The 25,387-nt window shown below is 69.6% G+C and carries 21 protein-coding genes and 2 pseudogenes; 13 read left to right on the plus strand and 10 right to left on the minus strand.

Annotated elements, in window-relative coordinates; translation table 11 throughout:
• Nucleotides 1-26 precede the first annotated feature (26 nt).
• Complete coding sequence (locus JHN63_RS13060) at nucleotides 27-1,556, plus strand: ABC transporter substrate-binding protein (protein WP_200679893.1); 1,530 nt, start codon at nucleotides 27-29, stop codon at nucleotides 1,554-1,556.
• On the opposite strand, the gene JHN63_RS13065 is transcribed toward JHN63_RS13060, so the two are convergent.
• From JHN63_RS13065 to JHN63_RS13075, 3 genes are all read right to left on the minus strand, one after another.
• Nucleotides 1,540-3,066: an alpha-N-arabinofuranosidase gene (locus JHN63_RS13065; RefSeq protein WP_200679895.1), complete on the minus strand. Its 1,527-nt coding sequence runs from the start codon at nucleotides 3,064-3,066 to the stop codon at nucleotides 1,540-1,542. The two genes, JHN63_RS13060 and JHN63_RS13065, sit on opposite strands and share 17 nt — an antisense overlap.
• Before the next feature lie 70 nt (nucleotides 3,067-3,136).
• Nucleotides 3,137-4,177, minus strand: coding sequence for a LacI family DNA-binding transcriptional regulator (locus JHN63_RS13070; RefSeq protein ID WP_234476524.1), 1,041 nt, complete (start codon nucleotides 4,175-4,177; stop codon nucleotides 3,137-3,139).
• A gap of 2 nt (nucleotides 4,178-4,179) precedes the next feature.
• Nucleotides 4,180-5,220: a LacI family DNA-binding transcriptional regulator gene (locus tag JHN63_RS13075; protein ID WP_200679899.1), complete on the minus strand. Its 1,041-nt coding sequence runs from the start codon at nucleotides 5,218-5,220 to the stop codon at nucleotides 4,180-4,182.
• Nucleotides 5,221-5,627: 407 nt separating this feature from the next.
• On the opposite strand from JHN63_RS13075, the gene folP reads away from it, so the two are divergent.
• From folP to JHN63_RS13110, 7 genes are all read left to right on the plus strand, one after another.
• Complete coding sequence (gene folP, locus JHN63_RS13080) at nucleotides 5,628-6,515, plus strand: dihydropteroate synthase (protein ID WP_200679930.1); 888 nt, start codon at nucleotides 5,628-5,630, stop codon at nucleotides 6,513-6,515.
• A 179-nt stretch (nucleotides 6,516-6,694) separates the two neighbouring features.
• Nucleotides 6,695-8,038 (plus strand): aminomethyltransferase family protein, encoded by a 1,344-nt coding sequence (locus JHN63_RS13085; protein WP_200679901.1) that lies wholly within the window; start codon nucleotides 6,695-6,697, stop codon nucleotides 8,036-8,038.
• 121 nt (nucleotides 8,039-8,159) lie between these two features.
• The gene (locus JHN63_RS13090) at nucleotides 8,160-9,032 is read left to right on the plus strand and encodes a methylenetetrahydrofolate reductase (protein WP_200679903.1); all 873 of its coding nucleotides are present in this window, start codon (nucleotides 8,160-8,162) and stop codon (nucleotides 9,030-9,032) included.
• Entirely contained in the window at nucleotides 9,029-9,934 is a 906-nt protein-coding gene (gene purU / locus JHN63_RS13095) for a formyltetrahydrofolate deformylase (RefSeq protein WP_200679905.1), read from the plus strand. Before JHN63_RS13090 ends, purU begins: the two co-directional genes overlap by 4 nt.
• A 96-nt stretch (nucleotides 9,935-10,030) precedes the next feature.
• Complete coding sequence (locus JHN63_RS13100; RefSeq protein WP_200679907.1) at nucleotides 10,031-10,900, plus strand: bifunctional 5,10-methylenetetrahydrofolate dehydrogenase/5,10-methenyltetrahydrofolate cyclohydrolase; 870 nt, start codon at nucleotides 10,031-10,033, stop codon at nucleotides 10,898-10,900.
• A 59-nt stretch (nucleotides 10,901-10,959) separates the two neighbouring features.
• Nucleotides 10,960-12,006, plus strand: coding sequence for a chorismate-binding protein (locus JHN63_RS13105; protein WP_200679909.1), 1,047 nt, complete (start codon nucleotides 10,960-10,962; stop codon nucleotides 12,004-12,006).
• Nucleotides 12,007-12,111: 105 nt separating this feature from the next.
• The gene (locus JHN63_RS13110) at nucleotides 12,112-13,038 is read left to right on the plus strand and encodes a LacI family DNA-binding transcriptional regulator (protein ID WP_200679910.1); all 927 of its coding nucleotides are present in this window, start codon (nucleotides 12,112-12,114) and stop codon (nucleotides 13,036-13,038) included.
• A 21-nt stretch (nucleotides 13,039-13,059) separates the two neighbouring features.
• Here the strand turns inward: JHN63_RS13110 and JHN63_RS13115 are convergent, their stop codons facing one another.
• Nucleotides 13,060-13,557 (minus strand): MarR family winged helix-turn-helix transcriptional regulator, encoded by a 498-nt coding sequence (locus JHN63_RS13115; RefSeq protein ID WP_200679912.1) that lies wholly within the window; start codon nucleotides 13,555-13,557, stop codon nucleotides 13,060-13,062.
• A 137-nt stretch (nucleotides 13,558-13,694) separates the two neighbouring features.
• On the opposite strand from JHN63_RS13115, the gene JHN63_RS13120 reads away from it, so the two are divergent.
• The 3 genes from JHN63_RS13120 to JHN63_RS13130 all read left to right on the plus strand — a co-directional run bounded on the left by JHN63_RS13120 (nucleotide 13,695) and on the right by JHN63_RS13130 (nucleotide 17,725).
• Nucleotides 13,695-15,038, plus strand: coding sequence for an aminomethyl transferase family protein (locus JHN63_RS13120; protein ID WP_200679914.1), 1,344 nt, complete (start codon nucleotides 13,695-13,697; stop codon nucleotides 15,036-15,038).
• Nucleotides 15,039-15,237: 199 nt separating this feature from the next.
• Complete coding sequence (locus JHN63_RS13125) at nucleotides 15,238-16,149, plus strand: LysR family transcriptional regulator (RefSeq protein ID WP_200679932.1); 912 nt, start codon at nucleotides 15,238-15,240, stop codon at nucleotides 16,147-16,149.
• Nucleotides 16,150-16,363: 214 nt separating this feature from the next.
• A complete protein-coding gene (locus JHN63_RS13130) occupies nucleotides 16,364-17,725 on the plus strand; it encodes an aminomethyltransferase family protein (RefSeq protein WP_200679916.1) in 1,362 nt (453 codons plus the stop codon).
• Between the two features lie 250 nt (nucleotides 17,726-17,975).
• On the opposite strand, the gene JHN63_RS13135 is transcribed toward JHN63_RS13130, so the two are convergent.
• Entirely contained in the window at nucleotides 17,976-18,581 is a 606-nt protein-coding gene (locus tag JHN63_RS13135; RefSeq protein ID WP_200679918.1) for a TetR/AcrR family transcriptional regulator, read from the minus strand.
• Between the two features lie 91 nt (nucleotides 18,582-18,672).
• On the opposite strand from JHN63_RS13135, the gene JHN63_RS13140 reads away from it, so the two are divergent.
• The gene (locus JHN63_RS13140; RefSeq protein WP_200679920.1) at nucleotides 18,673-19,647 is read left to right on the plus strand and encodes an NAD(P)-dependent oxidoreductase; all 975 of its coding nucleotides are present in this window, start codon (nucleotides 18,673-18,675) and stop codon (nucleotides 19,645-19,647) included.
• 112 nt (nucleotides 19,648-19,759) lie between these two features.
• Here JHN63_RS13140 and JHN63_RS13145 read toward each other — a convergent pair whose 3' ends face one another.
• The 4 genes from JHN63_RS13145 to JHN63_RS13160 form a co-directional block, all read right to left on the minus strand.
• Nucleotides 19,760-20,758, minus strand: a complete 999-nt coding sequence (locus tag JHN63_RS13145) for a sugar phosphate isomerase/epimerase (protein ID WP_200679922.1) — start codon at nucleotides 20,756-20,758, stop codon at nucleotides 19,760-19,762.
• Between the two features lie 29 nt (nucleotides 20,759-20,787).
• Entirely contained in the window at nucleotides 20,788-21,984 is a 1,197-nt protein-coding gene (locus JHN63_RS13150; protein ID WP_200679923.1) for a Gfo/Idh/MocA family protein, read from the minus strand.
• A gap of 340 nt (nucleotides 21,985-22,324) precedes the next feature.
• Nucleotides 22,325-23,233, minus strand: a complete 909-nt coding sequence (locus tag JHN63_RS13155) for a sugar phosphate isomerase/epimerase (RefSeq protein WP_200679926.1) — start codon at nucleotides 23,231-23,233, stop codon at nucleotides 22,325-22,327.
• 91 nt (nucleotides 23,234-23,324) lie between these two features.
• Entirely contained in the window at nucleotides 23,325-24,176 is an 852-nt protein-coding gene (locus tag JHN63_RS13160; RefSeq protein WP_234476525.1) for an ATP-binding cassette domain-containing protein, read from the minus strand.
• On the opposite strand from JHN63_RS13160, the pseudogene JHN63_RS52615 reads away from it, so the two are divergent.
• Nucleotides 24,148-24,252 (plus strand): annotated as a pseudogene (locus tag JHN63_RS52615) (sugar ABC transporter permease); the annotation flags it as partial. The gene JHN63_RS13160 and the pseudogene JHN63_RS52615 sit on opposite strands and share 29 nt — an antisense overlap.
• Before the next feature lie 56 nt (nucleotides 24,253-24,308).
• Here the strand turns inward: JHN63_RS52615 and JHN63_RS13165 are convergent.
• Nucleotides 24,309-25,382, minus strand: a pseudogene (locus tag JHN63_RS13165) (ABC transporter permease); the annotation flags it as partial.
• Nucleotides 25,383-25,387 lie beyond the last annotated feature (5 nt).

A 25,387-nucleotide genomic window follows, 5' to 3' on the forward strand; every position in this document is an offset into this window, starting at 1 on the left:
CGCCCTCCACGAACGCGGAGACATCCATGCGACGCATCACACTGACGGCTGTGGCGGTCACCCTGGCCCTGGCCGCGACGGCCTGCGGATCGGGTTCGGGCAGCGGCAGCGGAAAAGGTGCCACCGGGGGCACGCTGACCCTGGCGCCCCTCGTCCAGGCCCAGCCGTGGGACCTGGCCGACGCCGGCCTCGGCAACAACACGCAGTACTACCAGCCCGTCTACGACTCCCTGTTCCGCATCTCCCCGACCGCCGAGGTCACACCCAACCTGGCCACCAAGTGGTCGTACGACGCCGCTCGTACGGAACTGACGCTGACCCTGCGCACCGGCGTCAAGTTCACCGACGGCACCGCTCTGGACGCGGCGGCGGTGAAGACGAACCTGCTGCACACCAAGGGCGGCACCAACGAGGCGGCGGGGCAGCTCAAGGGCATCAGCGGGGTCGACGTGGTCGACGCGTCCACGGTCAGGATCAGACTCTCGGCCCCCGACCCCTCACTGCTGGCGAACCTGGGGAACGTGGCCGGCATGATCGCCAGCCCCAAGGCCATCGCCGCGGGGACGCTCAAGTCCGCGCCGGTGGGCTCCGGTCCGTACACCCTGGACAAGTCGGCCACCACATCGGGCAGCACCTATACCTTCGTACGCAACCCCGGTTACTGGAACAAGTCCGCCTTCCCCTTCGACAAGATCGTCCTCAAGCCCCTCACCGATCCCACCGCCACGCTGAACGCGCTGCGCTCGGGGCAGATCAACGGCGCGGTGCTGACCAGCGCCAAGAACATCGCGCCGGCCAGGAACAGCGGGCTGACCATCACCAAGTACACGTCCGGCGACGTCGAAGGCCTGTACATCTGGGACCGGGCGGGCAAGCAGGTCAAGGCCCTCGGTGACGTCCGGGTCCGGCAGGCACTGAACTACGCCTTCGACCGGGAGACCATCGTCAAGACCGCCAAGGGCGGCATGGGCCAGGCGACGACACAGATCTTCAACCCGGCCGGCTCGGCCTTCGAGAAGTCGCTGGACTCGACGTACACCTACGACCCGGCCAAGGCCAAGAAGCTGCTCGCGGCGGCCGGCTATCCGGACGGCTTCACGGTCACCATGCCGGACTTCTCGGCCGTCTTCCCCGACCAACAGGCCGCCATGACACAGCAGTTGGAGGACATCGGGGTCAAGGTCAAGCTGGACAAGGTACCGGTCGACCAGGTCCTGAGCAGGCTGCTGGCCGGCAAGTACCCCATGTCCTACATGGTGTTGGCCTCCTTCCGCCCCTGGGACACCATCCAGCTCCAGGTGACCAAGGCCTCCCTGTGGAACCCGCTGCACACCGACGACCCCAAGGCGGAGTCCCTGATCAAGCAGGCCCGGGCGGCGACCGGGGCGAAGCAGGACGCCCTGTTCAAGGACCTCAACACCTACCTCGTCGACCAGGCGTGGAACGCGCCCTGGGACTCGGTGCAGAACAACTACGCGACCAGCAAGAACATCACCTTCACCCCGCAGGAGTTCGCCGCCGTACCGCCGATCTACAACTTCAAGCCCGTGGGCTGACCGGCCCGCGGACGGTGAGGAAGGAGTGGGGCGGCAACGTCAGGGTCAGGCCCCCGTCGACGACCTCAAAAGCGTCGAAGGGGCGAGGGGAGACCGCTCCCGGTGCGTCCGCGCTGTTGTGGTCCTGGAGCCGATCGGCCGTCAGGAGGCGGGCGGTCGGCTCGCCGATCATGCCGCCACGCAGGTCGAGCATCACCTCGGCCGGCTCCTCGGCGTCCAGGTTGGTCAGCGAGATGAGGACCTCACCGTCCTTGACACTGGCCGAGGCGGACAGCGTGCCCAACTCGGCGTCTCCCACCTGACGACGGGCGTCCTGCGTCCGCAGATGGACGGCGAGCGAAGTGGCGTCCTGGTGGCCCTTGTTCATCTCGAACACGTGATAGCTCGGGGTCAGGACCAGGGCGTCGCCGTCGGTGAGGATCATCGCCTGGAGGACGTTCACGGTCTGGGCGATGTTGGCCATGTGCAGGCGTGCCGCGTGCTTGTGGAAGATGTCGAAGTGGGTGGAGGCGACCAGGGCGTCGCGCAGGGTGTTCTGCTGGAACAGGAACCCCGGGTTGGTGCCCGGTTCCACGTCCCACCAGGTGCCCCACTCGTCCAGGACCAGACCGACCGTACGGCTGGGGTCGTAGCAGTCCATGACCGTGGAGTGGCCGGTGAGGATGCGGTCGAGCTTCAGGGCGGCGGCGATGGTGCGGTAGTAGTCGTCGGTGTCGAAGACCGTGGAACTGCCCTTGGCCTCCCAGGGGCCGGCCATCGTGTAGTAGTGCACGGACAGGGCCTGGAAGAAGTTCTTCGGGGTGGCCTCGCAGCCGAAGCAACTGATCTGCCGCATCAGCGTCTCGGTCCACTTGTAGTCGTCGTTCGAGGCGCCCGAGGCGATGCGGTACAGCTTGTTGTCGCCGTGGTCGCGGCAGTAGGTGGCGTACTGGCGGGACAGGTCGGCGGCGTATTCGGCACGCATGTTGCCGCCGCAGCCCCAGGTCTCGTTGCCGATGCCCCAGAACCTCACGCGCCAGGGTGCGTCGCGGCCGTTGGCCCTGCGCAGCCGCGCCATCGGGCTGTCGCCGTCGCGGGTGAGGTACTCGACCCACTCGCTCATCTCCTGGACGGTGCCGGAGCCGACGTTGCCGCTGATGTACGGCTCCGCGCCGAGGAGTTCGCACAGGGCCATGAACTCATGGGTGCCGAAGTGGTTGTTCTCCTCCACGTCACCCCAGTGCGTGTTGACCATCCGGGGCCGCTGCTCGCGCGGCCCGATGCCGTCCCTCCAGTGGTACTCGTCGGCGAAACACCCGCCCGGCCAGCGGAGGTTGGGGATGTTCAGCTCCCTCAGCGCCTGTACGACGTCGAGGCGGATGCCGCCCTCATTGGGTATCGGCGAGTCCTCCCCGACCCAGAATCCGCCGTAGACGCAGTGGCCGAGATGCTCGGCGAAGTGACCGTAGAGATGGCGGCTGATCTTCGGGCCCTCGATGTCGAGGTTGATGACCGCGGTGGCAGTGGACATGGACGTACTCCAGGGATGGCGAGGGGGATTCAGGGCAGGGTGCGGGTTCAAGCCCGGGTGGCTGCCGGGCTCATGACGTGTCGTCGGTGCCCGTCGCCTTCGTCCGCGCGGACGACGACGTACGGACAAGGAGTTCGAACCCGGCGCTCTCGGTCCGGCCGGGCAGCTCCCGGAAGTCGCTCAGAGCCATGCGGGAGCGCAACAACGCGACGGCCTTGCGGGCGATCGACCCGCGCTGCGGGTCGACGGTGGTCAGGGGCGGTGAGGTGAAGCGGGCCGCGTCGATGTCGTCGAAGCCCGTCAGCGCGACGTCGTCGGGGACGGCGATCCCGCTTCGGCCCAGTACGGACAGCGCGCCGATGGCGACCACGTCGTTGTAGCAGAAGAGCGCGTCGAAGCGGACTCGGGTACGCAGCAGCCGGGTCGTGGCCCCGACGCCGGCTGAGAACAGGTCGGCGTCGTCCACGCCGAGGACCAGCGAGTCGTCGTAGGCGACGCCGGCCTCGTCGAGCGCTCGGCGGTAGCCGTGCAGACGCCGGCCGCCGGCCCGTGGACCGGTCCGTTCGCAGATGGCGGCGATCCGGCGCCGGCCCTGGGCGAGCAGGTGGGCGACGGCCGCGTGCGCGCCCTGCTCATCGGCGATCCCGACGTAGTCCAGGTTCAGCCCGGCGGCCTCGGCGGGACGCTCACCGAGGACCACCGTGGGTTGAGCCACCGGCTGCGAAAGGTAGTCCTCCGGAGCGAGGGCGTGCGGCACGTAGATGACCCCGTCCACGAGTTCGCCGTGCGACGTGGACAGCAGGGTCCGCTCCCGTCGGGCGTCACCCCTGGTGGGCGCGAGCACCACTTTCAGTCCCAGGGCCTCCGGAGCGCTGATGATCTGCTCGGCCAGCTCCGCGTTGAACGGCTGGTGGACGTTCGGGATCACCAGAGCGATCGTGCCCGTGCGCCGGGAGCGCAGACCGCGGGCGAAGGGATTGAGCCGGTAGCCGAGTTCCTCGATGGCCGCGCGCACCCGCCGCTCGGTCTCCCGGCTGAAGGAGCCGGTGCCGTTGACGACGTTGGAGACCGTCTTCGTCGACACCCCGGCACGCTCGGCCACGGTGCTCATCGTCACGCCCCGCCCCATGCCGACATCCCTCCCAACGTCGAATCACGGACGGTCAGTTCGAAGTCGGCGACGATCAGCCGGCCCGTGTCCGTCGTGGCCGTGCCGTTCATACGGCCGATCAGCAGCGTCAGCGCCTCGCGGGCGATCCGCGCCGTGCCCGGGCCGATCGAGGTGAGCGCCGGACAGGAGTAGCGGGCGTCGTCGATGTCGTCGAAGCCGGCGACGGCCACCTCGGCGGGGATCCTCAGCCCCGCCTCCTGCACGGCGTGCAGGGCGCCCAGCGCCAGGGAGTCCGCGAAGGCCACCACCGCGTCGAACCGGACACCGCGTTCGATCAGCAGCCGCACCCCGGCCGCTCCCGACTCGCGGTTCCAGTCGGCGATACCCACCGCGTGGACCAGTTCGGGCAGGTAGGGCAGGCCCGCGTCGCGCAGCCCGTCCCGGTAGCCGTCCAGCCGCAGATGGGCGGCGGCCTGGTCCGGCCGACCGGAGTGGTCGGCTCCGAGCACCGCGATCCGGGAGTATCCCAGCGAGACCATGTGGGCGACCAGGGCCCGCAGTCCTTCCCGGTTGGCCATCGCAACGCGGTCGACGGGAGCGTCGTAGGCGCGTTCCGCCATGAAGACCGTCGGCACGGTCCGGGCAACAGTCCGGGCCTGCGCGTCCGACATCCCCAGCGGGCACATCAGCAACCCGCCCAGATGTGGGCCGTGTTCGCGCGCCAACTCGAGTTCGGTCTCCGCGTCTCCGCCGGTGAGTTCGATCAGCACGGTCAGCTCATGGCGTTCGGCCTCGCGCATGATCGCCTCGGCGAGCGAGGAGTAGTACGGCTGGGTCAGGCGCGGCAGGGCCAGTCCGACCAGGCCGGTCCGGCCGGTGCGCAGATTGCGGGCGACCGCGTTGGGACGGAAGTCCAACTCGTGGATGGCCGCGGCGACTCGCTGCCGGGTCCGCTCGCTGACACCGGGCTCCTCGTTGACCACCCGGGAGACGGTTTTCAGGGACACCCCGGCCCGCTGGGCCACGTCATGCATCGTGGACATCACAGAACTCCATGTGCGTGTGAGGCCTGGGCGGCGTGAGCATCGCATCGGAGATTCATCGTTGTCAACGGCTCATTTCGCGGCAGGCGTCCGGAGAATGTCGTCCGGCGCGACCGCGGATGTCCCCGAACATCCCCTTCAGGCAGGGAAGTTCGAGGAACAAGGGAGAGGCAATGCATAGCCGGCGGTGAAACCCGGAGGAAGGAATGCGGACAGACCGGTACTGACGACGATGGACTAGCTGGACGGGCTGGTGCCCGTTCCGCCGAGCGCACTCGCTCCGAAGAAGGTCGCCCCGAAGGACTAGATCGATTTAGCTTTCTCCGTTAACGTGACGACCTAATCGATTTAGTAATCCTTTCTCGCGGCGGGACGCGGGATCAAGGAGGTTGCCACCGATGCCAACCATGCAAGACGTCCCCGTCAGGCGGCCGGGGACGCGTACCGAACTCGAAGGGCTGCCCCGGCCCGGCCGATGTCTGGTCATGGGGATCCTCAACGTCACGCCGGACTCGTTCTCCGACGGCGGCCTGTACGCCGACACCGGACGCGCCGTCGACCGGGGGCTGGCGCTCGCCGCTCAGGGCGCGGACATCGTGGATGTGGGCGGCGAGTCCACCAGGCCGGGGGCGTACCCCGTCGGTCTGGAGGAGGAACTCGCCCGGACCGTCCCGGTGGTGCGCGCACTTGCCCGGGCCGGTGTGTGCACGAGCGTCGACACGATGCACGCGCCTGTGGCCCGGGCCGCCGTCGAGGCGGGTGCTCGGCTGGTCAACGACGTGAGCGGCGGCCTGGCCGATCCGGCCATGGCGTCGACCGTCGCCGCGGCCGGTGTTCCGTACGTCGCCATGCACTGGCGTGCGCCGAGCCGCGAGATGGACCGGCATGCCGAGTACGGCGATGTCGTGGACGATGTCATTGCCGAACTCGGCCTGCGCGTCCGGCAGTTGGCGGACGCGGGAGTCGATCCGGCCCGTGTCGTCCTCGATCCGGGAATCGGCTTCGCCAAGCGGCCCGAGCACGACTGGACGCTGCTGGCCCATCTGGGATCTCTGCGGCGACTGGGCTGCCCGCTGCTCGTCGGCGCGTCGAGGAAGCGCTTCATCGGCGCGGCCCTCGCCGCCGGAGGCGCCGGTGAGGTGCCGCCCGCGGGGCGGGACGTGGCATCGGCGGCGGTCTCCGCGCTCGCCGCCGTCGCGGGCGCGTACTGCGTGCGCGTCCACGATGTCCGCGCCGGCCTGGACGCGGTGCGCATGGCCGCCGCCTACCGCGCACACCTCGACCGGACACCGTAGGAAACCCGCCGACCGGCACTCGCCCTGAGTGAGGCCGCTCCGCCCCCTCCACCAGATCGCTTCAGTGAGGCAATCCCCAGAACCTGCCGAGCCGGGCTCGGGGCCCTTCACTGTCGTACTAGATCGATTTAGCTTTCCTGAGTCAGACCGCTGAGAGTCGCTACGAGCAAGGAGTCACCATGGCAATCCCCACGCTCCAGGACGCCATCGACCGGGCCGGTTCGCCGATCAAGCTGCTGTGGCAGCCCGATGCCGAACCGTGGACCCCCGAAGTCGTCGAGCGCGAGTACTCGGGCTGGCGCCAGGAGCAGGCCGCGTGGCACGAGGGTGTGGCACTCCTCAACCTCTCGCACCACATGTACGACATGTGGATCGAGGGACCGGACGCCACGAAGGTGCTCGCCGAGCACGGGGTCAACAACTTCGAGAAGTTCGCGATCGGGCAGGCCAAGCAGTACGTGCCGGTCACCCGCCACGGCCAGATCGTCACCGACGGGATCCTCGCCCGGGAGGGCGAGAACAAGTACCTGCTCAGCGGGATCCCGGCCGCACAGCACTGGGTGCAGTACCACGCGGAGAAGGGCGGCTACGACGTCGGCTTCGTCACCGACCCGTCCTCCGCCTTCCGTCCGGGCGGTGGCGATCCGAAGCTGTTCCGCTACCAGATCCAGGGACCGCTGGCGACGGAACTGGTCGAGCGGGTCTTCGGCGGGCCGCTGCCGGAGACCAAGTTCTTCCACTCCGCCGCGGTCACCCTCGACGGCCGCTCTCTTCGCGCCCTGCGGCACGGCATGGCCGGCCAGGCCGGCTTCGAGTTCATCGGCCCGTGGGAGCACTCCGCGTATGTGCACGAGGCGTTCCTCAAGGCGGGCGAGCCGCTCGGCCTGATCCAGGTGGGCGCCCTCGCGTACGCCACGCCCAGTGTCGAGAGCGGGTGGATCCCCTCGCCCGTCCCCGGCATCTACACCGACCCGGACCTGGTGGAATACCGCAGGTACCTTCCCCTGTTCGGCATCGAGGGCAAGCGTCCGCTGAACGGCAGCTACTTCTCGGAGGACATCGAGGACTACTACGTCTCCCCGTACGAACTGGGCTACGGGAAGGTGATCCACTTCGGTCACGACTTCGTGGGCCGCGACGCCCTGGTGAAGGCCAGGGACGAGCCGCTCCGCACCAAGGTCACCCTCGTCCTCGACCCGGAGGACGTCCGCACCGTCGTCGGACAGGGCGAGGACCCCGGCTTCGTGCTCTCCTACGCCCGGCACCGGGTGGAGAACGCCACCGGTCTGGTCGGCGTGACCATGCAGAGCGCCTCGATCGACCCGGTGGGAGCGGTGCTCGCGCAGACCCTGATCGACCCCGAACACGCCGCGCCGGGCAGCGAGGTGACGGTGGTCTGGGGCGAGCACCCCGGCTCCGGCACCGACCCCGAGGCCGACCTCGGCTTCCCCCGCATCCGTGCCACGGTCCAGCCCTCCCCGTTCAACCAGCACGCGCGCACCCTCTACCGCCGCGACCGCTGACCTCGGGCGACCCTGCGGCACCGTTCCGGCCCGGCCCTCATGTCTCCTGGGCCGCGCCGGCGGTGCCGCGGGTACGCCCCCGACCTCGGCCCCCGCAGACGAGAGAGCGAGACGAAAGACGATGAATCCCGCAAGCACCGTACGAACAGCGGTCGGTACTTCGCTGCTCGAGGACTTCTCCCTGGAGATGACGGGCAAGGACGTCCCCAAACTGGAAGAGGCCCGCGACAGCATCCCGCAGGGCACCCGGATCAACGTCACCTTCCTCGGCAACGAGAACCTCCGGATGCGGTTGGAGGCGGCCCGGGCGGTCAAACGGCTCGGGTTCGTTCCGGTGCCCCACATATCGGCCCGCCGCCTGGGCTCGCGCGCCGACTTCGAGGAGTTCCTGTCCGGACTGCGCGACGACGGCACCTCCGACAACGTGTTCGTCGTCGGAGGCGATCCGACGGACCCCGAGGGCCCCTACGCCGATTCGCTCTCCCTGATCGAGACGGGCCTGCTCCAGGAGTACGGCGTCCGCCATGTGAGCGTCAGCGGATACCCGGAAGGGCATCCCGCGATCGACGACGGCGCGCTCTGGTCCGCGCTGCGGGACAAGCACGCCTCGCTCGCCGCCCAGCCCCTGGAGGGCGGCATCATCACGCAGTTCGGGTTCGACGTCGAGCCGGTGCTCGCCTGGGTCGAACAGGTTCGTGGCCGAGGCATCGAACTCCCCGTCCGGATCGGCGTGCCCGGACCGGCCGGAGTGCGCCGGCTCATGTCGTACGCGGCCCGCTTCGGGGTCGGGACCAGCGCCTCGGTCGTCAAGAAATATGGGTTGTCCCTGAGCAACCTCATGGGCACGGCAGGACCCGACCGCTTCCTGCGCGACCTCGCCGCGGCCCACGACCCCGGCCGCCACGGCGAGTTGAAGATCCACTTCTATACGTTCGGCGGGCTCAAGGCCACCTCCGACTGGGCCGCCCGCTTCCGGAAGGAAAGCCCGGCATGACCCTCACCCAAGACGCCCCGGCCCGTGCCGCGATGGCCAAGCGCCCCGCCCAGCAGGCCTCGCTCGTCCTCCAGGGCGCCGACGCCACCGGCATCGTCGCCGCCGTGACCTCCGTCCTGAGCCGCCACGGCGCGAACATCGTCTCCCTCGACCAGTACTCGGACAATCCGCACGGCGGCGCCTTCTTCCAGCGCACGGTCTTCGGACTCGACGGTCTCCAGGCCGCGTTGCCCGCGCTCCGCGCCGACCTCGACGAGCACTTGGTCGACGCGTTCGGGCTCAGCTACACCCTGCGCGACCTGTCGGTGCCCAAGCGGGTCGCGATCTTCGCCTCGAAGTCCGACCACTGCCTGCTCGACCTGCTCTGGCGCCACCGGCAGGGGCAACTGCCCGTCACCGTCGCCATGGTGATCTCCAACCACCCCGACGTGGCGGAGGAGGTCCGCAGCTTCGGGATCCCCTTCTTCCACGTGCCCTGCCAGGGTGCCGACAAGTCCGCCGCCGAGGCCGAACACCTGCGGCTGCTCAAGGGCAACGTCGACTTCGTCGTCCTGGCCCGCTACATGCAGATCCTCTCGGGGGACTTCATCGAGGACGTCGGCATCCCGATCATCAACATCCACCACTCCTTCCTGCCCGCCTTCATCGGCGCCGGCCCCTACGCGAAGGCCAAGGAGCGGGGCGTGAAGCTGGTGGGAGCCACCGCCCACTACGTCACCCAGGACCTCGACGAAGGCCCGATCATCGAGCAGGACGTCGTCCGCGTCACCCACGCCCACTCGGCCACCGACCTCACCCGCCGCGGCGCCGACGTGGAACGCGCGGTCCTCTCCCGCGCGGTGCTGTGGCACGCCGAGGACCGGGTCATGCGCGACGGCAACCACACCATCGTCTTCGCCTAGCGACGCGCGTCACGCAACCGTGGCCGCGGCGACCGTACGCAGCGCGGTCCTGCGGCCCCGGCGAATCGTTCCCCATCACAAGAAAGCGGTCCGACCATGACCACCAGGATCGACGGCACCGCGATCGCCCGGCGGATCCGCTCGCAGGTCGCCGAGGAGGTCGCCGCGGTCGCGGCCACGACGCCGGGAGGAGTCCCCGGACTGGCGACCGTCCTCGTCGGCGACGATCCGGCCAGCGCCGTGTACGTCGCCGCGAAACGCCGGGCCATCAAGGAGGCCGGCATGCGCGACTTCCACCGCCATCTGCCCCGGCACGCGACCCACGACGACGTGGCCGCCGTCATCGACGAACTGGCCGCCGACCCGCGGGTCTCCGGCATCCTGCTCCAACTCCCCTTGCCCGCACCGCTCGACGCCGCCACGCTGCTCGACCGCATCCCCGTCACGAAGGACGTCGACGGTCTCACCACCGCCAGCCTGGGTCTCCTCGCCCGCGGGGAGCGGGGGTTGCGCCCCTGCACGCCCAGCGGAGTCATCGCGCTGCTGGATGCCGAGGGCGTTCCGCTCCAGGGCGCGAACGTCGCGGTGGTGGGCTGGGGCGAGCTCGTCGGAAAACCTCTGACCCACCTCCTCCTGCGGCGCGGGGCAACCGTGTCGGTGGCGCACGAGTTCACCCTCGACCTCGCCGCGGTCACGCGCCCCGCCGACATCGTCGTGGTCGCCACCGGTGTCCGCGGGCTCATCGGCCCCGAACACGTCAGGCCCGGCGCCGTCGTCATCGATGTCGGCATCCACCGGACGCCTTCGGGCCTGACCGGCGACGTCCGCTCCGCGGAACTCGACGGAATCGCCGGTCGCATCACCCCCGTTCCGGGCGGAGTGGGCCCCATGACCATCGCCATGCTGCTGGTCAACACGCTGCAAGCCGCTCAGTGGAGTTCGGGTCTTGAGACCGTCGCGGCATGAGAACCCGCCGGAACAAGGGCTCGACAGCCGGGAGTTGCTCGCGGCGAAGGAGGTTCGGTATGGACGAGTACCCTGCCCTGGCCCTGCTCGGGGGACACCTCGCCACCGGTCTCGTGGACGTCACCCACGACGCCACCGCGCTGGACTCCGAGGGTTTCTGGGCCGTGGTGACCGACTTCGAGGGCCGCCTCACGTGCGCCCGCTTCCGGGACGTACGACGGACGGACGGCCGCCTATCTCGTACGGTGCCGTGGCGCGGCCCGCGTGCCGACGAGTGGACCTCCTCGCTGGACCGCGTCGCCTACACGAACGGCGTGACCCGCATCCGCGAGCACATCGCCACCGGTGAGGTCTACCAGGCCAATCTGTGCCGGGTGCTGTCCGCCCCGATCGCGCCGGGGGCCGATGTCCTGGCACTCTCCGGTCTGCTGGCACGGCACAATCCCGCACCGTACGCGGGTGTCGTCCGCCTGCCACGGCACGGCGTGGAGGTGGCCACGGCCTCGCCGGAACTCTTCCTGCGGCGCACCGGGCGAGAAGTGGAGTCGGGGCCCATCAAGGGAACCGGCCGTACCGAGGCGGATCTGCTGGAGAAGGACCACGCGGAGAACGTGATGATCGTCGACCTGGTCCGCAACGACCTCGGCCGTGTCTGCGTCCCCGGCACCGTGGCCGTACCGGACCTGTGCGCGGTCGAGAAGCATCCCGGGCTCGTCCACCTGGTGTCGACGGTGCGAGGGCGGCTGCGAGCAGAGGTGGGCTGGCCCGAGCTGCTGGCGGCGACATTCCCGCCCGGTTCGGTCACCGGGGCGCCCAAGGTGAGCGCCCTGCGGATCATCGAGGCGTTGGAGACGGCACCCCGCGGTCCCTACTGCGGTGGCATCGGCTGGGTCGACGCCGACCGCGGACGCGGTGAACTCGCGGTCGGTATCCGCACCTTCTGGATCGACCGGAGCGAGCAGCTCCTCAGGTTCGGCACCGGGGCGGGCATCACCTGGGGGTCGGAACCCGAGCGGGAATGGCAGGAGACCGAACTGAAGGCCCGTCGGTTGTTGTCCGTCACGAGCGGAGTTCCGGTCGACCGACGTCTTGTCCTGGAGGGCTGAATCGATCTAGCGCGTAGAGTGAAACCCGACGTACCGAAGGCCGGCTGGTGATGCCTGCCGACGGGGGCGTGCAGTGTGCACGGCTGACGAGGGGAGTACGCGGGCATGGGCCGTTCGGGCCGAGTGACGTTGACCGATGTGGCCAAGGCGTCCGGCGTGTCGCGGGCGACCGTGAGTTTCGTCCTGAACGACGACCCGCGCCAGACGATCTCCGCGGCCACCCGGGAGCGGGTCATGGAGGCCGCCCAGGACCTGGGATACGTCCCGCACGGGATCGCCCGCGCACTGCGCGAGGGGTCCTCGCGCATCGTGGTGCTCAACGTCGACTGGGGCATGGAGGGCAACTTCTCCCGCAGCTATGTCCGGGGCCTGGACGAGGAGTTGGCCGAACACGACCACATCCTCCTGGTCCGGCACGGGCACTCGATCCCCGAGGCCACGCAGAAGGTCCTGGACACCATCGCGCCGCGGGCGGTCCTGCGGCTCGGCGAGGCCTACATGCAGGGCCGCGAACCGACCGAGGACGACTGGGAGAACGGGTTCGCCGCCAACGCGGCGCTGCAACTCGGATACCTCGCCGACCGGGGGCACACCCGGATCGCACTGGCGATGCCCGATCACGACTTCCCGCTCACCGAGGCCCGCCTCGGGTTCTCCCAGGAAGCCGCCCGGCGTCGAGGACTTCCGCCCCTGGAGCGCATCGTCGTACCGAGGCCGAGGGAGGCCGGTGCGGCGGCGATCCAGGAGTTCCTGGCGGCTCACCCCGACGTGACGGCGCTGGCGGCCTTCGACGACGACATCGCCCAGCGCAGCCTCGCGGCCCTCCGGGATCTGGGGCTCCGGGTGCCCGAGGACATCGCCGTGATCGGCTTCGACGAGACCGAGTACGGCTCGCTCTCCACGCCCGCGCTCACCACCGTCCACATCGACGCCGAGGTCCTCGGACGGATCGCGGCCCGCAACGCCCTGGGCATCGGCACCGGAGGGCTGGCGCCGGTGCCCGGCCGGATCGTGGCACGCGCGTCCGTGTGACCACCGCGGGCCGTCCGCCGCTCACGGCGCGGCGCGGACGACCGGCCACATCCCGGCGTACGCGGGATCCTCGCCCTCCAACGCGAAGAGCAGCTTGCGCAGCTGCCCGATGACCTCGTCCTTGCCTCCGGCGCCCAGGATCTCGGCGAGGGCGGCGTCGATCGCGGCGATGCGTGCCCGGCCGTCCGCGACACCCGCGAGGCCCGCTTCGGTGAGCTCGTGCAGGATGACGCGCTTGTGCACCGGATGCGGCAACCGCCGGACCCACCCCACGCGTTCGAGCTGCGAGAGCGCCGTCGTCACGCTCTGCGGCGTGATGTGGAAGAGCCGTGACAGGTCCGAGGCGGACATCAGACCGAGTTCGTCGAGGTGAACCGCGAGACCGAGCTGGGTCACCGTGACGTCGAGTCCGTCCAGCGCCTCTTGAAGGCGGCCGTGCACGGCCTGCTGTGTCCGCCACAGCACATGGGGCAGTCCGTCCTGCCATGCCGGACCCGTGCTGTCCTTCGCCGAAGCCATCGTCGCCCTCCGTCTGTACGGGACGTCAGTATCCGCCCGAGAACATTGTTTCAGACGTCTTAAAACTTTACAGGCATCTGTTATACGGTCGCAGGGCGCGGCGACGAAGCCGCGCACCGGTGACCGAGAGGAATCCCATGCTCAGTCTCGAAGAAGAGATCACCAAGGCTGGAGGGGCGCTCGCCCTGCTTCGCCAGGGGCGCTCCGGGGCGTACCCGTTCCCGATCAAGCCCGAGTTCAGCAACTGGCGTGACGAGCAGGAGGCGTGGCGCAACAGCGCGGCGCTGATGGACCTGTCGCACCACATGACGGACCTCGTCGTGCAGGGGCCCGACACGTACCGGCTGCTCGAACACCTCGGGGCGAACAGCTTCCAGGGCTTCGGCCCCGGGAGCGCCAAGCAGCTCATCACCGTCCGCCCCGACGGCTACATGATCGGCGACTGCATCCTGTTCTGCGTCGGCGAGCGCCATGTCCGGATCGTCGGCCGGCCGCCGGCCCTCAACTGGGTCCAGTTCAACGCGGCCACCGGCGACTGGGACGTCACCGTCCGCCGCGACGAACGCACCGTGAACAACCCCAAGGGCCGCGAACTGTTCCGGCTCCAGCTCCAGGGCCCGCACGCCGCCGCGATCTTCGAGAAGGTCAACGGCGGCCCGATGCCGGACATCCCGTTCTTCACCATGGGCCGCTTCAACGTCGGCCCGCACGAGGTCACCGCGCTCAACCACCGTATGTCCGGCTTCCCGGGCTACGAGTTCACCGGGCCCTACGCGGACATCGACGCGGTGCGCGAACTCATCGTGGAGGCCGGCGCCGAGTACGGCCTGCGCCAGATCGGCGCCCGCGCCTACGCCTCGGTCGCCACCGAGTCCGGCTGGATCGCCAACACCCTGCCGGCGACCTACTCCGGCGAGGACATGAAGGCGTTCCGCGAATGGCAGTCGGCGCGTTCGTTCGAGGGCAACCTCGCCCTCGGCGGCAGCTTCGTGGCCGACCGGATCGAGGAGTACTACACCACCCCGTGGGACCTCGGTTACGGCCACATCCTCAAGTTCGACCACGACTTCGTCGGCCGCGAGGGCCTCGAGGCGATCAAGGACCGGCCGCACCGCCGCAAGGCCTGGGTGCTCTGGGACCGCGACGATGTCGGCAGGATCTTCGCGAGCATGTACGAGAAGGGCGAGGGGCGCCTCAAGTACATGGAGATGCCGGCGGCGTTCTACACCGCCTGCCAGTTCGACCGGGTGGAGAAGGACGGCGAACTCGTGGGAGCGGCGATGCTCACCTCGTACTCGGCGAACGTCCGCGGCTGGATCTCGCTCGGCACGATCGACCCGACGGCCGCGGCCGGCGACCAGGTGGAGATCGTCTGGGGCGAGCCGAACGGCGGCTCGCCCAACCCGGCCGTCGAGCGCCATGCCCAGACCCGGGTGCGCGGAACGGTCATGGCGCGTCCGTTCGCGACGAAGAAGCACTGACGCGCGGGCGATGCGGCTGGGCGAACCGACCCGACGCGCACCGGGACACCAGGGCCTCCCGGTCATGACGGGCCTCTGTTACGATCACTAGATCGATCTAGTAGCCGTCAGTACGTCAACCGGCTCCGCCCAGCCGCATCACCCCATGTCCGACACGGCCCGGAGGGACACCGGTGCCGTGGCCGACCGGAGGAACGCCATGGACCGTCTGCTCCTCATGCGCTGTTTCGTCATCGTCGCCGACCTCGGCAGCTTCAACGGCGCCGCCAAAGCGCTCGGATCGTCGGGGTCGCTCGTGTCGCGGCACGTCGCCGAGCTGGAACGACAGGTCGGCGTCCGGCTCGTCAACCGCACGGCCCGCTCGGTCAGCCTGACCGAACCAGGCCTGCGCTACGCCGAGTTCGCCGCCCGCATCATCAAGGAGATCGACGCCGAGGACTCCGACATCGCGCATCTGCACGACAGCGCGGAGGGCGCGCTCGGCATCATCTGCCCGAAGTGGATAGGGAGCCTGGACCTCGGAGACGCCATCGCCGCGTTCTCCGCCGCGCACCCGAAGATCCAGATCCGGTTCGAACTGGGAGGCGTGTCCGACCGGACCTACGACTTCCTGGACGGCGGTTTCGACCTGGCGTTCCACACCCGGGACCTGCGGGACTCGAACGTGCGCCTGAAGAAGATCGCCTCGCTGCCCTTCGTCCTGTGCGCGTCGAAGTCGTACGTCGACGAGCACGGCCCCCTGACCCACCCCGACGAACTGGCCGGCCGTGACTGCCTGGTGCACGTGAACGACCCCGTCTGGCGCATCGGGCACGGCGGCGCCTCCACGCTGCACAAGATCCGCAACGTGGCCTTCTCGTCCAACTCCTACATCGCACTCCAGAAGGCGGCCGTCCACGGGCGCGGCATCGCCCTGCTGCCGCAGCGGTCCGTCTACGACGATCTCGTCTCCGGGGCCCTTCAGGTCCAGCTGCCCGAACTGGCGGCCCCGGACCGGCCGCTCTACGCGATCCACGGCCCCGGACCCGGCACCCAGCGCAAGATCACGGTCTTCCTGGACTTCCTCGCCCAGTGGTTCGCCGAGAACCCGATCCCCACGATCGGGCGTTGACGTCCGTACGGCCGCGGCGACCGGGACCGATGGGCACCGCGCAGAAGTTCCGCATTGCTTGCACCGCGCGACCGATCAACGGTGCGTCATGACTCTCGCCTCACCCCGGACCTCCTGTTACCGTCCGACTTAATCGATCTAGCACGGGATCGATCCAGCACGGGGTGACGCGCAGGACGACACCCTGGACGACCGCCACTCGACGGAGAGTGAAATGAACCAGGCCTCACAGCAGCGCAGTACCTACGAAGCGGTCCTCCGGCTGAACGATGCACCGTTCATCACCGAGCGCCCGGCGATGTTCAGCCCGGCCGCCGCGGCCCAGGACGAGGGCAACACGCGCGGCACCTACGGCCGCTTCGCGCAGCTCCTGCTCCCCGAGGAGTACGCGGACTGGGTCGAGGAGAGCGCCGCCCATGTCGGCTCGTGCTACGTCGGCGACTGGAGCTCCCTGCACAAGGTGAAGGTGCACGGCCCGCAGGCGCTCGCGTTCCTGAGCCGGTTGGGGATGCGGGACCTGTCCCGTTTCGAGGCCGGGCAGATCAAGCACCATGTGCAACTCGACGAGAACGGCTGGGTCGCCTCCGAGGGAGTGCTGTGCCGGCTCGGACCCGATGAGTTCGTCTACACCGGGGGCAGCTGCGACTGGCTGTTGTGGCAGCTGAGCCAGGGCAGTTGGGACGCCGCCGCCACCGACCTCAGCCCCGACGTGTTCATCTTCGGCGTCCAGGGCCCGGCGTCCCTGGCCGCCCTGGAGAAGCTGACGGGGGACGACCTCCGCGACATCGGCTTCAGCCGCAGCCGCATGTCGACGGTCGACGGGGTCCCCGTACGGGTCCTGCGTACCGGGATCTCGGGCGAACTCGGGTACGAACTGCACGGGCCGACCGCACACGCCAACGAGATCTGGGCGGCGGTCGTGGCGAGCGGGCAGGACGTCGGCATCCGTCAACTCGGCTTCCGGGCACAGCCTGTTCAGCACATCGAGGCCGGGATCGCGACCAACGGGCTGGACTATCTGCCGGCGTCGATCCTCACGCCGGGAGCGCCGAGGCAGTTCCGCAAGGGCGTGCCCACCGGAAGTTTCGTCCCCACGACCGGGGTCACCGACTACTTCCGCAAACCGGGCGAGCTCGGCTGGGGCTTCCGCAAGGGCGTCCCCGACCGCGACTTCATCGGCCGGGACGCACTCGCCAGGGATGCCGAAAGCGGCGTACCCACACGGCAGTTGGTCGGTCTGCGCTGGAACGAACAGGACGTCACCGGCATCCTCACCTCGCTGCTGAGCGAGACCGACCTGCCCGACCAGATGGACATGCCGCGCGGACGCGGTCCCCACTTCGACCAGGTCCTGGTGGCGGGCGATCCGGTGGGCGTGGCCACGGGCCGGACGGTGAGCCCGACCCTGCGGGCGATGATCTCGCTCTGCGTACTCGATCCCGCGCACGCGACACCGGGCACCGAGGTCGTCGTCCTGTGGGGCCGTCCGGGCACCCCGCAGCGGGAGATCCGGGCGACGGTCACAGCGCTGCCCTTCAAGCCGGACAACCGACGCACGGACGTCAGCGTGCGATGAGCCGCCAGCTTGGTGCTGTGCAGGTGCCGGAGAACCGCAGTTCGGCGACGTCGATGATGTTCGTGTCGGACAGGCGGATGTACCGGCAGGGCACCGGGGGTGGCGGTGCGGGAGGTGTCGTAGGAGTCCTGGCGGACGATCGGGTCGGCGCCGGTCGAGGGGGCCGCCGTGCTGATCGCTGTCGAATCACCCGGGCGCGACGGACCTGCCCCGGTCCGGGCGGGTGACCGGGGCCTCGCGGGGCGACCGGTCAGCGGTCCCTGCTCGTCGCCGAGTCGAGGAGCGGGCCGAGTTCACGGGCCACGGTCGTCAGGGCGCGGACGTCCCGCTCGGCCCGGGCGATGAGGAGGGCACCCTCCAGGGCGCTGATCATGAGCGTGGCGAGCGAAGTCGCCCGCTGCTCGGGTACGTCCATGTCGACCAGGGCACGGGCCACCGGGCCGGTCCAGGTGGCGAACGCGTCGGCCGCGGCCTCCCGCGTGGAGACGACCGTCTCCGCGCAGTCCACCGTCGCGGCGGCCACGGGGCAGCCGCCCGCGAAACCCGCGCTCTCGTACTCGTCGGTCCACTGGCGCACCATCTCGCCGAACAGCCCGCTCGGCGTCGGCTCGGGCAGCGCGTCCAGGAAGCGGGCGACACGCTTGCCGGCGTAGCGGCCCGCCCAGGTCACCGCCTCGTTGACCAACTGCTCCTTGCCGCCGGGGAAGTAGTGCTGAAGCGAACCGCGTGGCGCGCCGGCGTGGGCGGCCACCTCACGCATGCCTGTGGCGGCGACCCCGTCGCGCCGGATGAGCTGCGCCGCGCTGAAGACCATCCGCTCGCGCGGGCCCCGTCCGGGCACCTTCGCCGCCGTCATCCTCGACCTCCGTCGCCGTTCCGCGGGCCTGCCGAACCCCACTCTATGACCGTCGTCATAGAGTGGACTACCATGACAGCCGTCATGATCGATGGCGGCGTCGACGGTCGGGCCCCGCCGCAGGACGAAACGGCGGTTCATCGTGCGCTACGTGGGTTTCGTCGGCCTCGGAGTCATGGGGCAGCCCATGGCGCTCAACCTCGCCCGAGCGGGCACACCCCTCGTGGTCTGGAACCGCACACCAGGCCGATGCGAACCGCTGTCCGCCGCCGGGGCCGAGGTCGCGGCGGACCCTGCCGAGGTCTTCGACCGGGCGGACGACATCGTGTTCCTCATGCTGGCCGACGAGACGGCCATCGACGCGGTGCTCGGCCGCGGCACCGCGGACTTCGCCTCCCGGGTCACCGGACACACCGTCGTTCACATGGGCACGACCTCGGCCGACTACTCGGCCGGCCTCCAGGACGACATCCGGGCCGCGGGCGGGAGGTACGTCGAGGCCCCCGTCTCCGGCTCCCGAGTCCCCGCGGAACAGGGGAAGTTGGTGGGAATGCTGGCGGGGGACACCGATGCCCTGGAGGCCGTACGACCGCTGCTCGCCCCCGTCTGCCAGGAGACGTTCGGCTGCGGTGCGGTTCCGGGCGCGCTGCTGATGAAGTTCTCGGTGAACCTGTTCCTGATCACGATGGTCACCGGACTCACCGAGGCGTTCCACTTCGCCGACCGGCACGGGCTCGACCAGAGTCTGCTCCGTGACGTCCTGGACGCGGGGCCGATGGCCAGCTCGGTCTCCCGGGTGAAGGGGGCCAAGCTGGTGACCGGCGACTTCACCGTCCAGGCGGCGGCCGCGGACGTACTGAAGAACAACCGGTTGATCGCGGAGGCCGCCCGTGAGGCCGGTCTGGCCTCGCCTCTCCTCGACATCTGCCATGCCCTCTACGGCGAGACCGTCGCGCGGGGCCACGGGGGCGAGGACATGGTGGCCGTGGTGCGCGCCCTGGAGGCCAGGACCGAGGGCACCGCACCGGGCGATGCCCTCACGCACCCTGGGGAGCACCACGGATGACCCGGACGAGCGGGCGCCTCGGCTGAGTCGCCGTCGTGAGGGCGGGTCGCCGAGGACGGTGGACCGGCCCGGCCGACCGGGCGCGGTCCCGTACTGCGGTGGGGAGTTGGGCCTAGACGGCGGCCGCGGCGGCGTGCAGGTTCTTCGCGGCCAGGGCGAGCCCCTCGGTCTGCGAGTAGGCGGCGTCCTCGTGCTCGATGTTGACGGCCATGTCCGGGTCGACCTCGGCGAGGGCGCGCAGGAACTCGGTCCAGTAGGCGACGTCGTGGCCGACGCCGACGGCGACGAACTTCCACGCCGGGTTCTCGGGCCAGGAGTTGCACCAGAAGCCGTAACCGGTGGGCACCTTGTCGGGGGCGTCGGACGGCACGCGGGTGAAGGAGGTGTCCAGCACACCGCGGATGTCGGCGCCGGGGCAGAGCATCGCGTCCTTCGCGGCGGCGTGGAACACCAGCGGGCCCAGCCACTTGATCGAGGCGACGATGTCCATGCCCTGCCACATCAGGTGCGAAGGGTCCATCTCCGCACCGACGTTGGTCGCGCCGGTCGCGTCGACGAGCCGCTTCAGGGTGACGGGGGAGAACACGAGGTTGTGGGGGTGCATCTCGATGGCGACCCGGACGTCGTTCTCCCGGGCCAGCGCGTCGATCTCCTTCCAGAACCCGACCGCCACCTCCCACTGGTAGTCCAGGACGTCCATGTAGACGCCGTCCCACGGATTCACCACCCAGGAGGGGTACTTGGCGTCGGGGTCGGAGCCCGGGGTGCCGGACATGGTGACCACGTGCCGCACGCCGAGCAGGCCCGCGAGGCGGATCGTACGGCGCAGGTCGTCGGCGTGCTTCGGGCCGACCCCGGGGAGCGGGTTGAGCGGATTCCCGTTGCAGTTGAGGCCGGTCAGCTCCATCCCACGGTCCGCGAAGGTCGCCAGGTACTCCTCGCGTGCGGTCGCCGAGGACAGCAGCAGGTCGACCGGGCAGTGCGGGGAGGGGATGAAGCCGCCGGTGTTGACCTCGACGGAGGTCAGGCCGTTCTCCTTGAGGATGTCGAGGGCCTCGGCCAGCGGGCGGTCGTGCAGACAGGCGGTGTAGGCGCCGAGCTTGAGGGACATGCGGGTGCTCCTTGGACTGTTGCGGGTGGTCAGACGGCGGGCGGGACGGTGACGGCGGCGCCGCCGGCCTGCGAGGACTCGACGATCGCGCGGATGATCTCGATGGTCCGCAGTCCCTCGGCGAACGTGGCGCAGGCCGGGAGCGGTTCGGCGACTCCGGCGACCTGGTCGAGGAACGCCCTTGCCTGGTAGGTGAAGTTGTCGGCGTTGCTCGCGCCCACACCCGGTGCCTCCATCGGCACCCCGCCCGCGAAGTACGGCAGTTGGGGCCCGGCGATGATCTGTCGGGCACCGCGGGTACGTGCGTCGGGCTGGGCGTCGTCGAAGAGGTACTCGGCCGGCCGGTGCTGGTCGAACGCGGCCCGTCCGCCGACCCCGAGGACGTCGAACGCGAGCCCGTTGGGCAGCCCGAAACCGGTGCGGGTGACGGAGAAGGTGCCGACGAGCCCGGACTCGAAGCGGGCCGTGAAGGACGCGGTGTCCTCGTTCTCCACCTCGCCGAACTCGTCGGAGACGGGGGCCGCGTTGTGCCCGACGACCGCGCCCAGCGGCAGCGGACGCTTGGGGATCTGGGTGGAGAGCGTGGCACCGGAGACCGAGGTGATGGGCCCGGCCACGTACTCGGCGGCGTCGATGACGTGCGAGCCGACGTCACCGAGCGCGCCGGAACCGGCACCCCCCTTGAAACGCCAACTCAGCGGCCCCCGGGGGTCGGTGGCGTAGTCGCACCAGTAACGTCCGCTGAACAGGGTGAGGTCGCCCAGCTCGCCGCGCCGCACGTGGTCACGGATCGCGGCGATGCCGGGGGAGCGGCGGAAGGTGTATCCGACGGCGGTGACGACATCGGCGGTCCGCTCCAACTCGGCCATCGCACGGGCGTCTTCGAGCGAACCGGCCAGCGGCTTCTCGCACAGCACGTGCTTTCCGGCGGCGACCAGCGCCTCGGCGATCGGCCGGTGCAGCGCGTTCCCCACGACGATGCTGACGGCGTCGATCGTCGGGTCCTCGGCCACGGCCTCCCAGCTCGGCAGCGCCTTGTCGAAGCCGTAGCGGCGGGCCGCGTCCTCGGCGAGCGCGGTGTTGGCGTCGGCTATCGCGGCCAGCCGCACCGGGGGCAGTCCCGCCCCGAACACGGTGTTGACGTTGCGGTATCCGGCGGCGTGGCTGCGGCCGGCCATACCGGCTCCGATCACCGCGACGGACAAGGGCTTGGCGGAGGAGGTCATGAGGTGTCCCTTGAGAAGAGAGGTCAGCTGGAGGTGGGGAAGTCGAAACCGGCGGCGACCTGTTGGGCGGGCCGCGGCCGGAGGGTGGTGACGACATCGGTACGGGCACGGGCACCTCGACGCCGATGGTCCCGCGCCCGACGTCTCGCTGGAATCGGCGCGCGTGCCGACGGTGGGCCCGTACCGAGCGGAGAGTGAGCTCCGCCCGGTACGGGCGGGGGCAGTACGGACGTCCCACCGTCCGCACTGCTGATCAGGGCCGCCGACGCGTGCGGCGGATGCGGGACCAGGAACTCGGAGTCACCGGTCGAGAAGTTCTGTGTCCCGCCCGGCTTCAGGGTCAGGATCCCGAGGCCGGAGCATCCCCGGTCCGCCGAGCCGGTCGTAGCGGGGAAGGGGGAGTGGCGAGGTACTCGTCGATCTTCGCGCGCATGAACAGCGAGGACTCCTTGGCCCGTTCCTCCCAGGCGAAGACGCAGGCGGTCAGGGTGCCGTCGAAGTCGTTGTCCTGGAGGGCCCGGAACAGCTCGCCGAAGTCGACCTCGCCCTCGCCCATGTCGAGGTGCTGGTGGATCCGCGCCGTGGTGCCGGGAGGGTTGAGGATGTAGCGGTTGCCCGAGGACGCGGTGTGGTCGAACGCGTCGGCCAGATGGACATGCGTGAGCAGCTCGCCCGCGTGTCGGATGATCCCGGGGGCGTCGTCACCGATGTGGAAGGTGTGCGGGGCGCAGTACAGGAAGCTGACGCTCGGGTGGTTGATGCCCCGGATGAAGTCGACCGCCTGGTGACCGTCCTCGATGAAGTCGTCGGGGTGCGGTTCCAGGGCGAGTTGGATGCCCTCCTGCTCGAAGAGCGGGAGGAGTTCGTCCATCGACTTCCAGAACTGGGCCTCGCTGCGGTCCGCTTCCTCGGGCCGGCCGTTGAACTCCGAGATCATGCTGTCCACGCCCAGCTCGGAGGCGATCTGGATCGACCGCTTCCAGTAGCGCACGGCGGCCTGCCGGGCGTCCTCGTCGGGGCCGGACCAGCGGAACAGCGGCAGCAGGGAGGAGATCCCGACGCCGGCCGCGTCCAGCGCCTTGCGGAACTTGCGCACGGTGGCGTCGTCAACGCGGGGGTGCCGGAAGAAGGGGATGAAGTCCTCGCGAGGCGACAACTCGATCCACTCGTAGCCCAACTCGGCCACCACGCCTGGCAGTTCGAGCAGCGGGACATGACGGATCATGTACGGGTCGAGGGCGATCTTCATGAGGGAATGCCTTCGGGTATAGGGGGAGCGGGGGTGCGTCGCACGAAGCCGTTCGTTCGCGCGGGGTGGGGGCGGTGTCCGGGTGGCGCTGTCAGCGGGCGCTTTCGGCCGGGGCCAAGACGTTCGCGTCTCCGGGGAGTTGCTCGACGTCGACACCGCGCACCTGGGACAACTCGTGCTTGAGGGCGGCGAGTTCGGTGCCGCCGGCCATGTGGTTGGTCAGCTCCTCCAGCGTGATCTCGCTGCGCTCGGCGGAGAGTTCCATGGTTCCGAGGCGCAGGACGCTGAAGTGGTCGCCGACCATGTAGGCGTGGTGGGGGTTGTGGGTGATGAAGATGACCCCCAGACCCCGCTCGCGCGCGGCGGCCACGTACTTGAGGACGACGCCGGACTGCTTGACGCCGAGGGCGGCGGTGGGTTCGTCGAGGATGAGGACGCGGGCGCCGAAGTAGACGGCGCGGGCGATGGCGACGCACTGGCGCTGGCCGCCGGAGAGGGTACCGATGGGCTGGTCGAGGTTGTCCAGGACGATGCCCATGTTGCGCAGTTCCTCGTCCGCGGTCTTCTTCATCTTCTCGATGTCGAGGCGGCGGAGGGGCCAGGGGCCGCTGGTCATCTCGGAGCCGAGGAAGAAGTTGCGCCACACCGGCATCAGGGGGACGACGGCCAGGTCCTGGTAGACGGTCGCGATGCCGCGGTCCAGGGCTTGGCGGGGGGTGGTGAAGTGGACGGGTTCACCGTCGACGAGGAACTCGCCCTCGGTGTGCTGGTGCAGTCCGGAGATGATTTTGATCAGCGTGGACTTGCCGGCGCCGTTGTCGCCCAGGACGCAGGTGACCTGGCCGGGGCGGACGGCGAGGTCGACGCCGTGCAGGGCACGGACGTTGCCGTAGGCCTTGCCCGCGTTGCGCAGCTGGACGATNTGGAACCCCGACTGGTTCAAGGCGTTCCTGGGCGTGATGCTCCTCGGCGCCGTCCTCATCAATCTGTGGGTCCAGCGCACCGCGACCCGGAGGTGACCTTCATGGCAAGCAACGAATCCGGCACCCACGGCGCCATCCTCACCGACAGCGCGCCTCCGGGTCGCGGTGCGCTGGACCCACAGATTGATGAGGACGGCGCCGAGGAGCATCACGCCCAGGAACGCCTTGAACCAGTCGGGGTTCCAGCCCGCGTAGACGATGCCCTGCTGGACCATGCCGAACATGAACGCCCCGAACACCGGGCCGATCGCCGAGCCGGCACCGCCGGTCAGCAGACACCCGCCGATGACGGCCGCGGAAATGTAGATCAGCTCCTGGCCGACGCCCTCGCCGGACTGCACGGTGTTGAAGGAGAACAGCTGGTGCATGCCGATGAACCAGGCCCCGAAGCCGACCAGCATGAACAGGGAGATCTTCGTGAACGCCACGGGCACGCCGACGGCCCGCGCACTGTCCTTGTTCCCGCCGACCGCGAAGATCCAGTTGCCGTACTTCGTGCGCAGCAGCACCCAGGTGGCGATCGCCGCGAACACCAGCCAGTAGATGATGGTGATCTTGACGTTGACGCCGCCGACCTCGAACGAGGAGGCGAAGACCTTCTTGGCCTGGGAGAAGCCGTCCATGTTGCTGATGTCGTCGGTGGCGACGTTCCCGGTGACCAGCTTGGTGACGGCGAGGTTGACGCCTTGCAGGATGAGGAAGCTGCCCAGGGTGACCAGGAAGCTGGGCAGTCCGGTCTTGACGACCATCCACCCGTTGAGGAACCCGATCCCCAGCGACACCAGCAGGGCGACGATCACACCGACCCATACGTTCATGGTCAGTTGGTAGCTGAGCATGCTCGCCGTGAGCGCGGAGGTGATGACGGCGACACCGGCGGAGAGGTCGAACTCGCCGCCGATCATCAGCAGGGCGACCGGGAGCGCCATGATCCCGATCGTCGACGAGCTGTAGAGGATGTTCGCCATCGACGTGCCCTCGCGCACCGGCGGAGCGGCGATCAGGAAGAACACGTACACCGCGGCCGCACCGAGGAAGACACCCACCTCGGGACGCGCCAACAGCCGCAGCGCCAGGGGCCGTTCGGAGGTCCGGCCGTCGGTTTCCTTCGGGCCGGGGGCCGGCGGTGAGGACACCGCCGGCTCGGCATGCTGGGTCATACTCATCACCG

The sequence above is a fragment of the Streptomyces sp. MBT65 genome, assembly GCF_016612545.1.
In the GTDB taxonomy this organism is placed as follows: Bacteria; Actinomycetota; Actinomycetes; order Streptomycetales; family Streptomycetaceae; genus Streptomyces.

What these genes read in the sequence shown, in the direction of transcription:
- JHN63_RS13085 (WP_200679901.1), top strand. Translation starts at nt 6,695, where the DNA reads ATGGCAATCCCCACGCTCCAGGACGCCATCGACCGGGCCGGTTCGCCG.
- folP (WP_200679930.1), top strand. Translation starts at nt 5,628, where the DNA reads ATGCAAGACGTCCCCGTCAGGCGGCCGGGGACGCGTACCGAACTCGAA.
- JHN63_RS13065 (WP_200679895.1), bottom strand. Translation starts at nt 3,066, where the DNA reads ATGTCCACTGCCACCGCGGTCATCAACCTCGACATCGAGGGCCCGAAG.
- JHN63_RS13145 (WP_200679922.1), bottom strand. Translation starts at nt 20,758, where the DNA reads ATGTCCCTCAAGCTCGGCGCCTACACCGCCTGTCTGCACGACCGCCCG.
- JHN63_RS13150 (WP_200679923.1), bottom strand. Translation starts at nt 21,984, where the DNA reads ATGACCTCCTCCGCCAAGCCCTTGTCCGTCGCGGTGATCGGAGCCGGT.
- JHN63_RS13060 (WP_200679893.1), top strand. Translation starts at nt 27, where the DNA reads ATGCGACGCATCACACTGACGGCTGTGGCGGTCACCCTGGCCCTGGCC.
- JHN63_RS13140 (WP_200679920.1), top strand. Translation starts at nt 18,673, where the DNA reads ATGGCGGCGTCGACGGTCGGGCCCCGCCGCAGGACGAAACGGCGGTTC.
- JHN63_RS13075 (WP_200679899.1), bottom strand. Translation starts at nt 5,220, where the DNA reads ATGTCCACGATGCATGACGTGGCCCAGCGGGCCGGGGTGTCCCTGAAA.
- JHN63_RS13130 (WP_200679916.1), top strand. Translation starts at nt 16,364, where the DNA reads ATGAACCAGGCCTCACAGCAGCGCAGTACCTACGAAGCGGTCCTCCGG.
- JHN63_RS13120 (WP_200679914.1), top strand. Translation starts at nt 13,695, where the DNA reads ATGCTCAGTCTCGAAGAAGAGATCACCAAGGCTGGAGGGGCGCTCGCC.
- purU (WP_200679905.1), top strand. Translation starts at nt 9,029, where the DNA reads ATGACCCTCACCCAAGACGCCCCGGCCCGTGCCGCGATGGCCAAGCGC.
- JHN63_RS13100 (WP_200679907.1), top strand. Translation starts at nt 10,031, where the DNA reads ATGACCACCAGGATCGACGGCACCGCGATCGCCCGGCGGATCCGCTCG.
- JHN63_RS13110 (WP_200679910.1), top strand. Translation starts at nt 12,112, where the DNA reads ATGGGCCGTTCGGGCCGAGTGACGTTGACCGATGTGGCCAAGGCGTCC.
- JHN63_RS13105 (WP_200679909.1), top strand. Translation starts at nt 10,960, where the DNA reads ATGGACGAGTACCCTGCCCTGGCCCTGCTCGGGGGACACCTCGCCACC.
- JHN63_RS13135 (WP_200679918.1), bottom strand. Translation starts at nt 18,581, where the DNA reads ATGACGGCGGCGAAGGTGCCCGGACGGGGCCCGCGCGAGCGGATGGTC.
- JHN63_RS13070 (WP_234476524.1), bottom strand. Translation starts at nt 4,177, where the DNA reads ATGAGCACCGTGGCCGAGCGTGCCGGGGTGTCGACGAAGACGGTCTCC.
- JHN63_RS13125 (WP_200679932.1), top strand. Translation starts at nt 15,238, where the DNA reads ATGGACCGTCTGCTCCTCATGCGCTGTTTCGTCATCGTCGCCGACCTC.
- JHN63_RS13155 (WP_200679926.1), bottom strand. Translation starts at nt 23,233, where the DNA reads ATGAAGATCGCCCTCGACCCGTACATGATCCGTCATGTCCCGCTGCTC.
- JHN63_RS13090 (WP_200679903.1), top strand. Translation starts at nt 8,160, where the DNA reads ATGAATCCCGCAAGCACCGTACGAACAGCGGTCGGTACTTCGCTGCTC.
- JHN63_RS13115 (WP_200679912.1), bottom strand. Translation starts at nt 13,557, where the DNA reads ATGGCTTCGGCGAAGGACAGCACGGGTCCGGCATGGCAGGACGGACTG.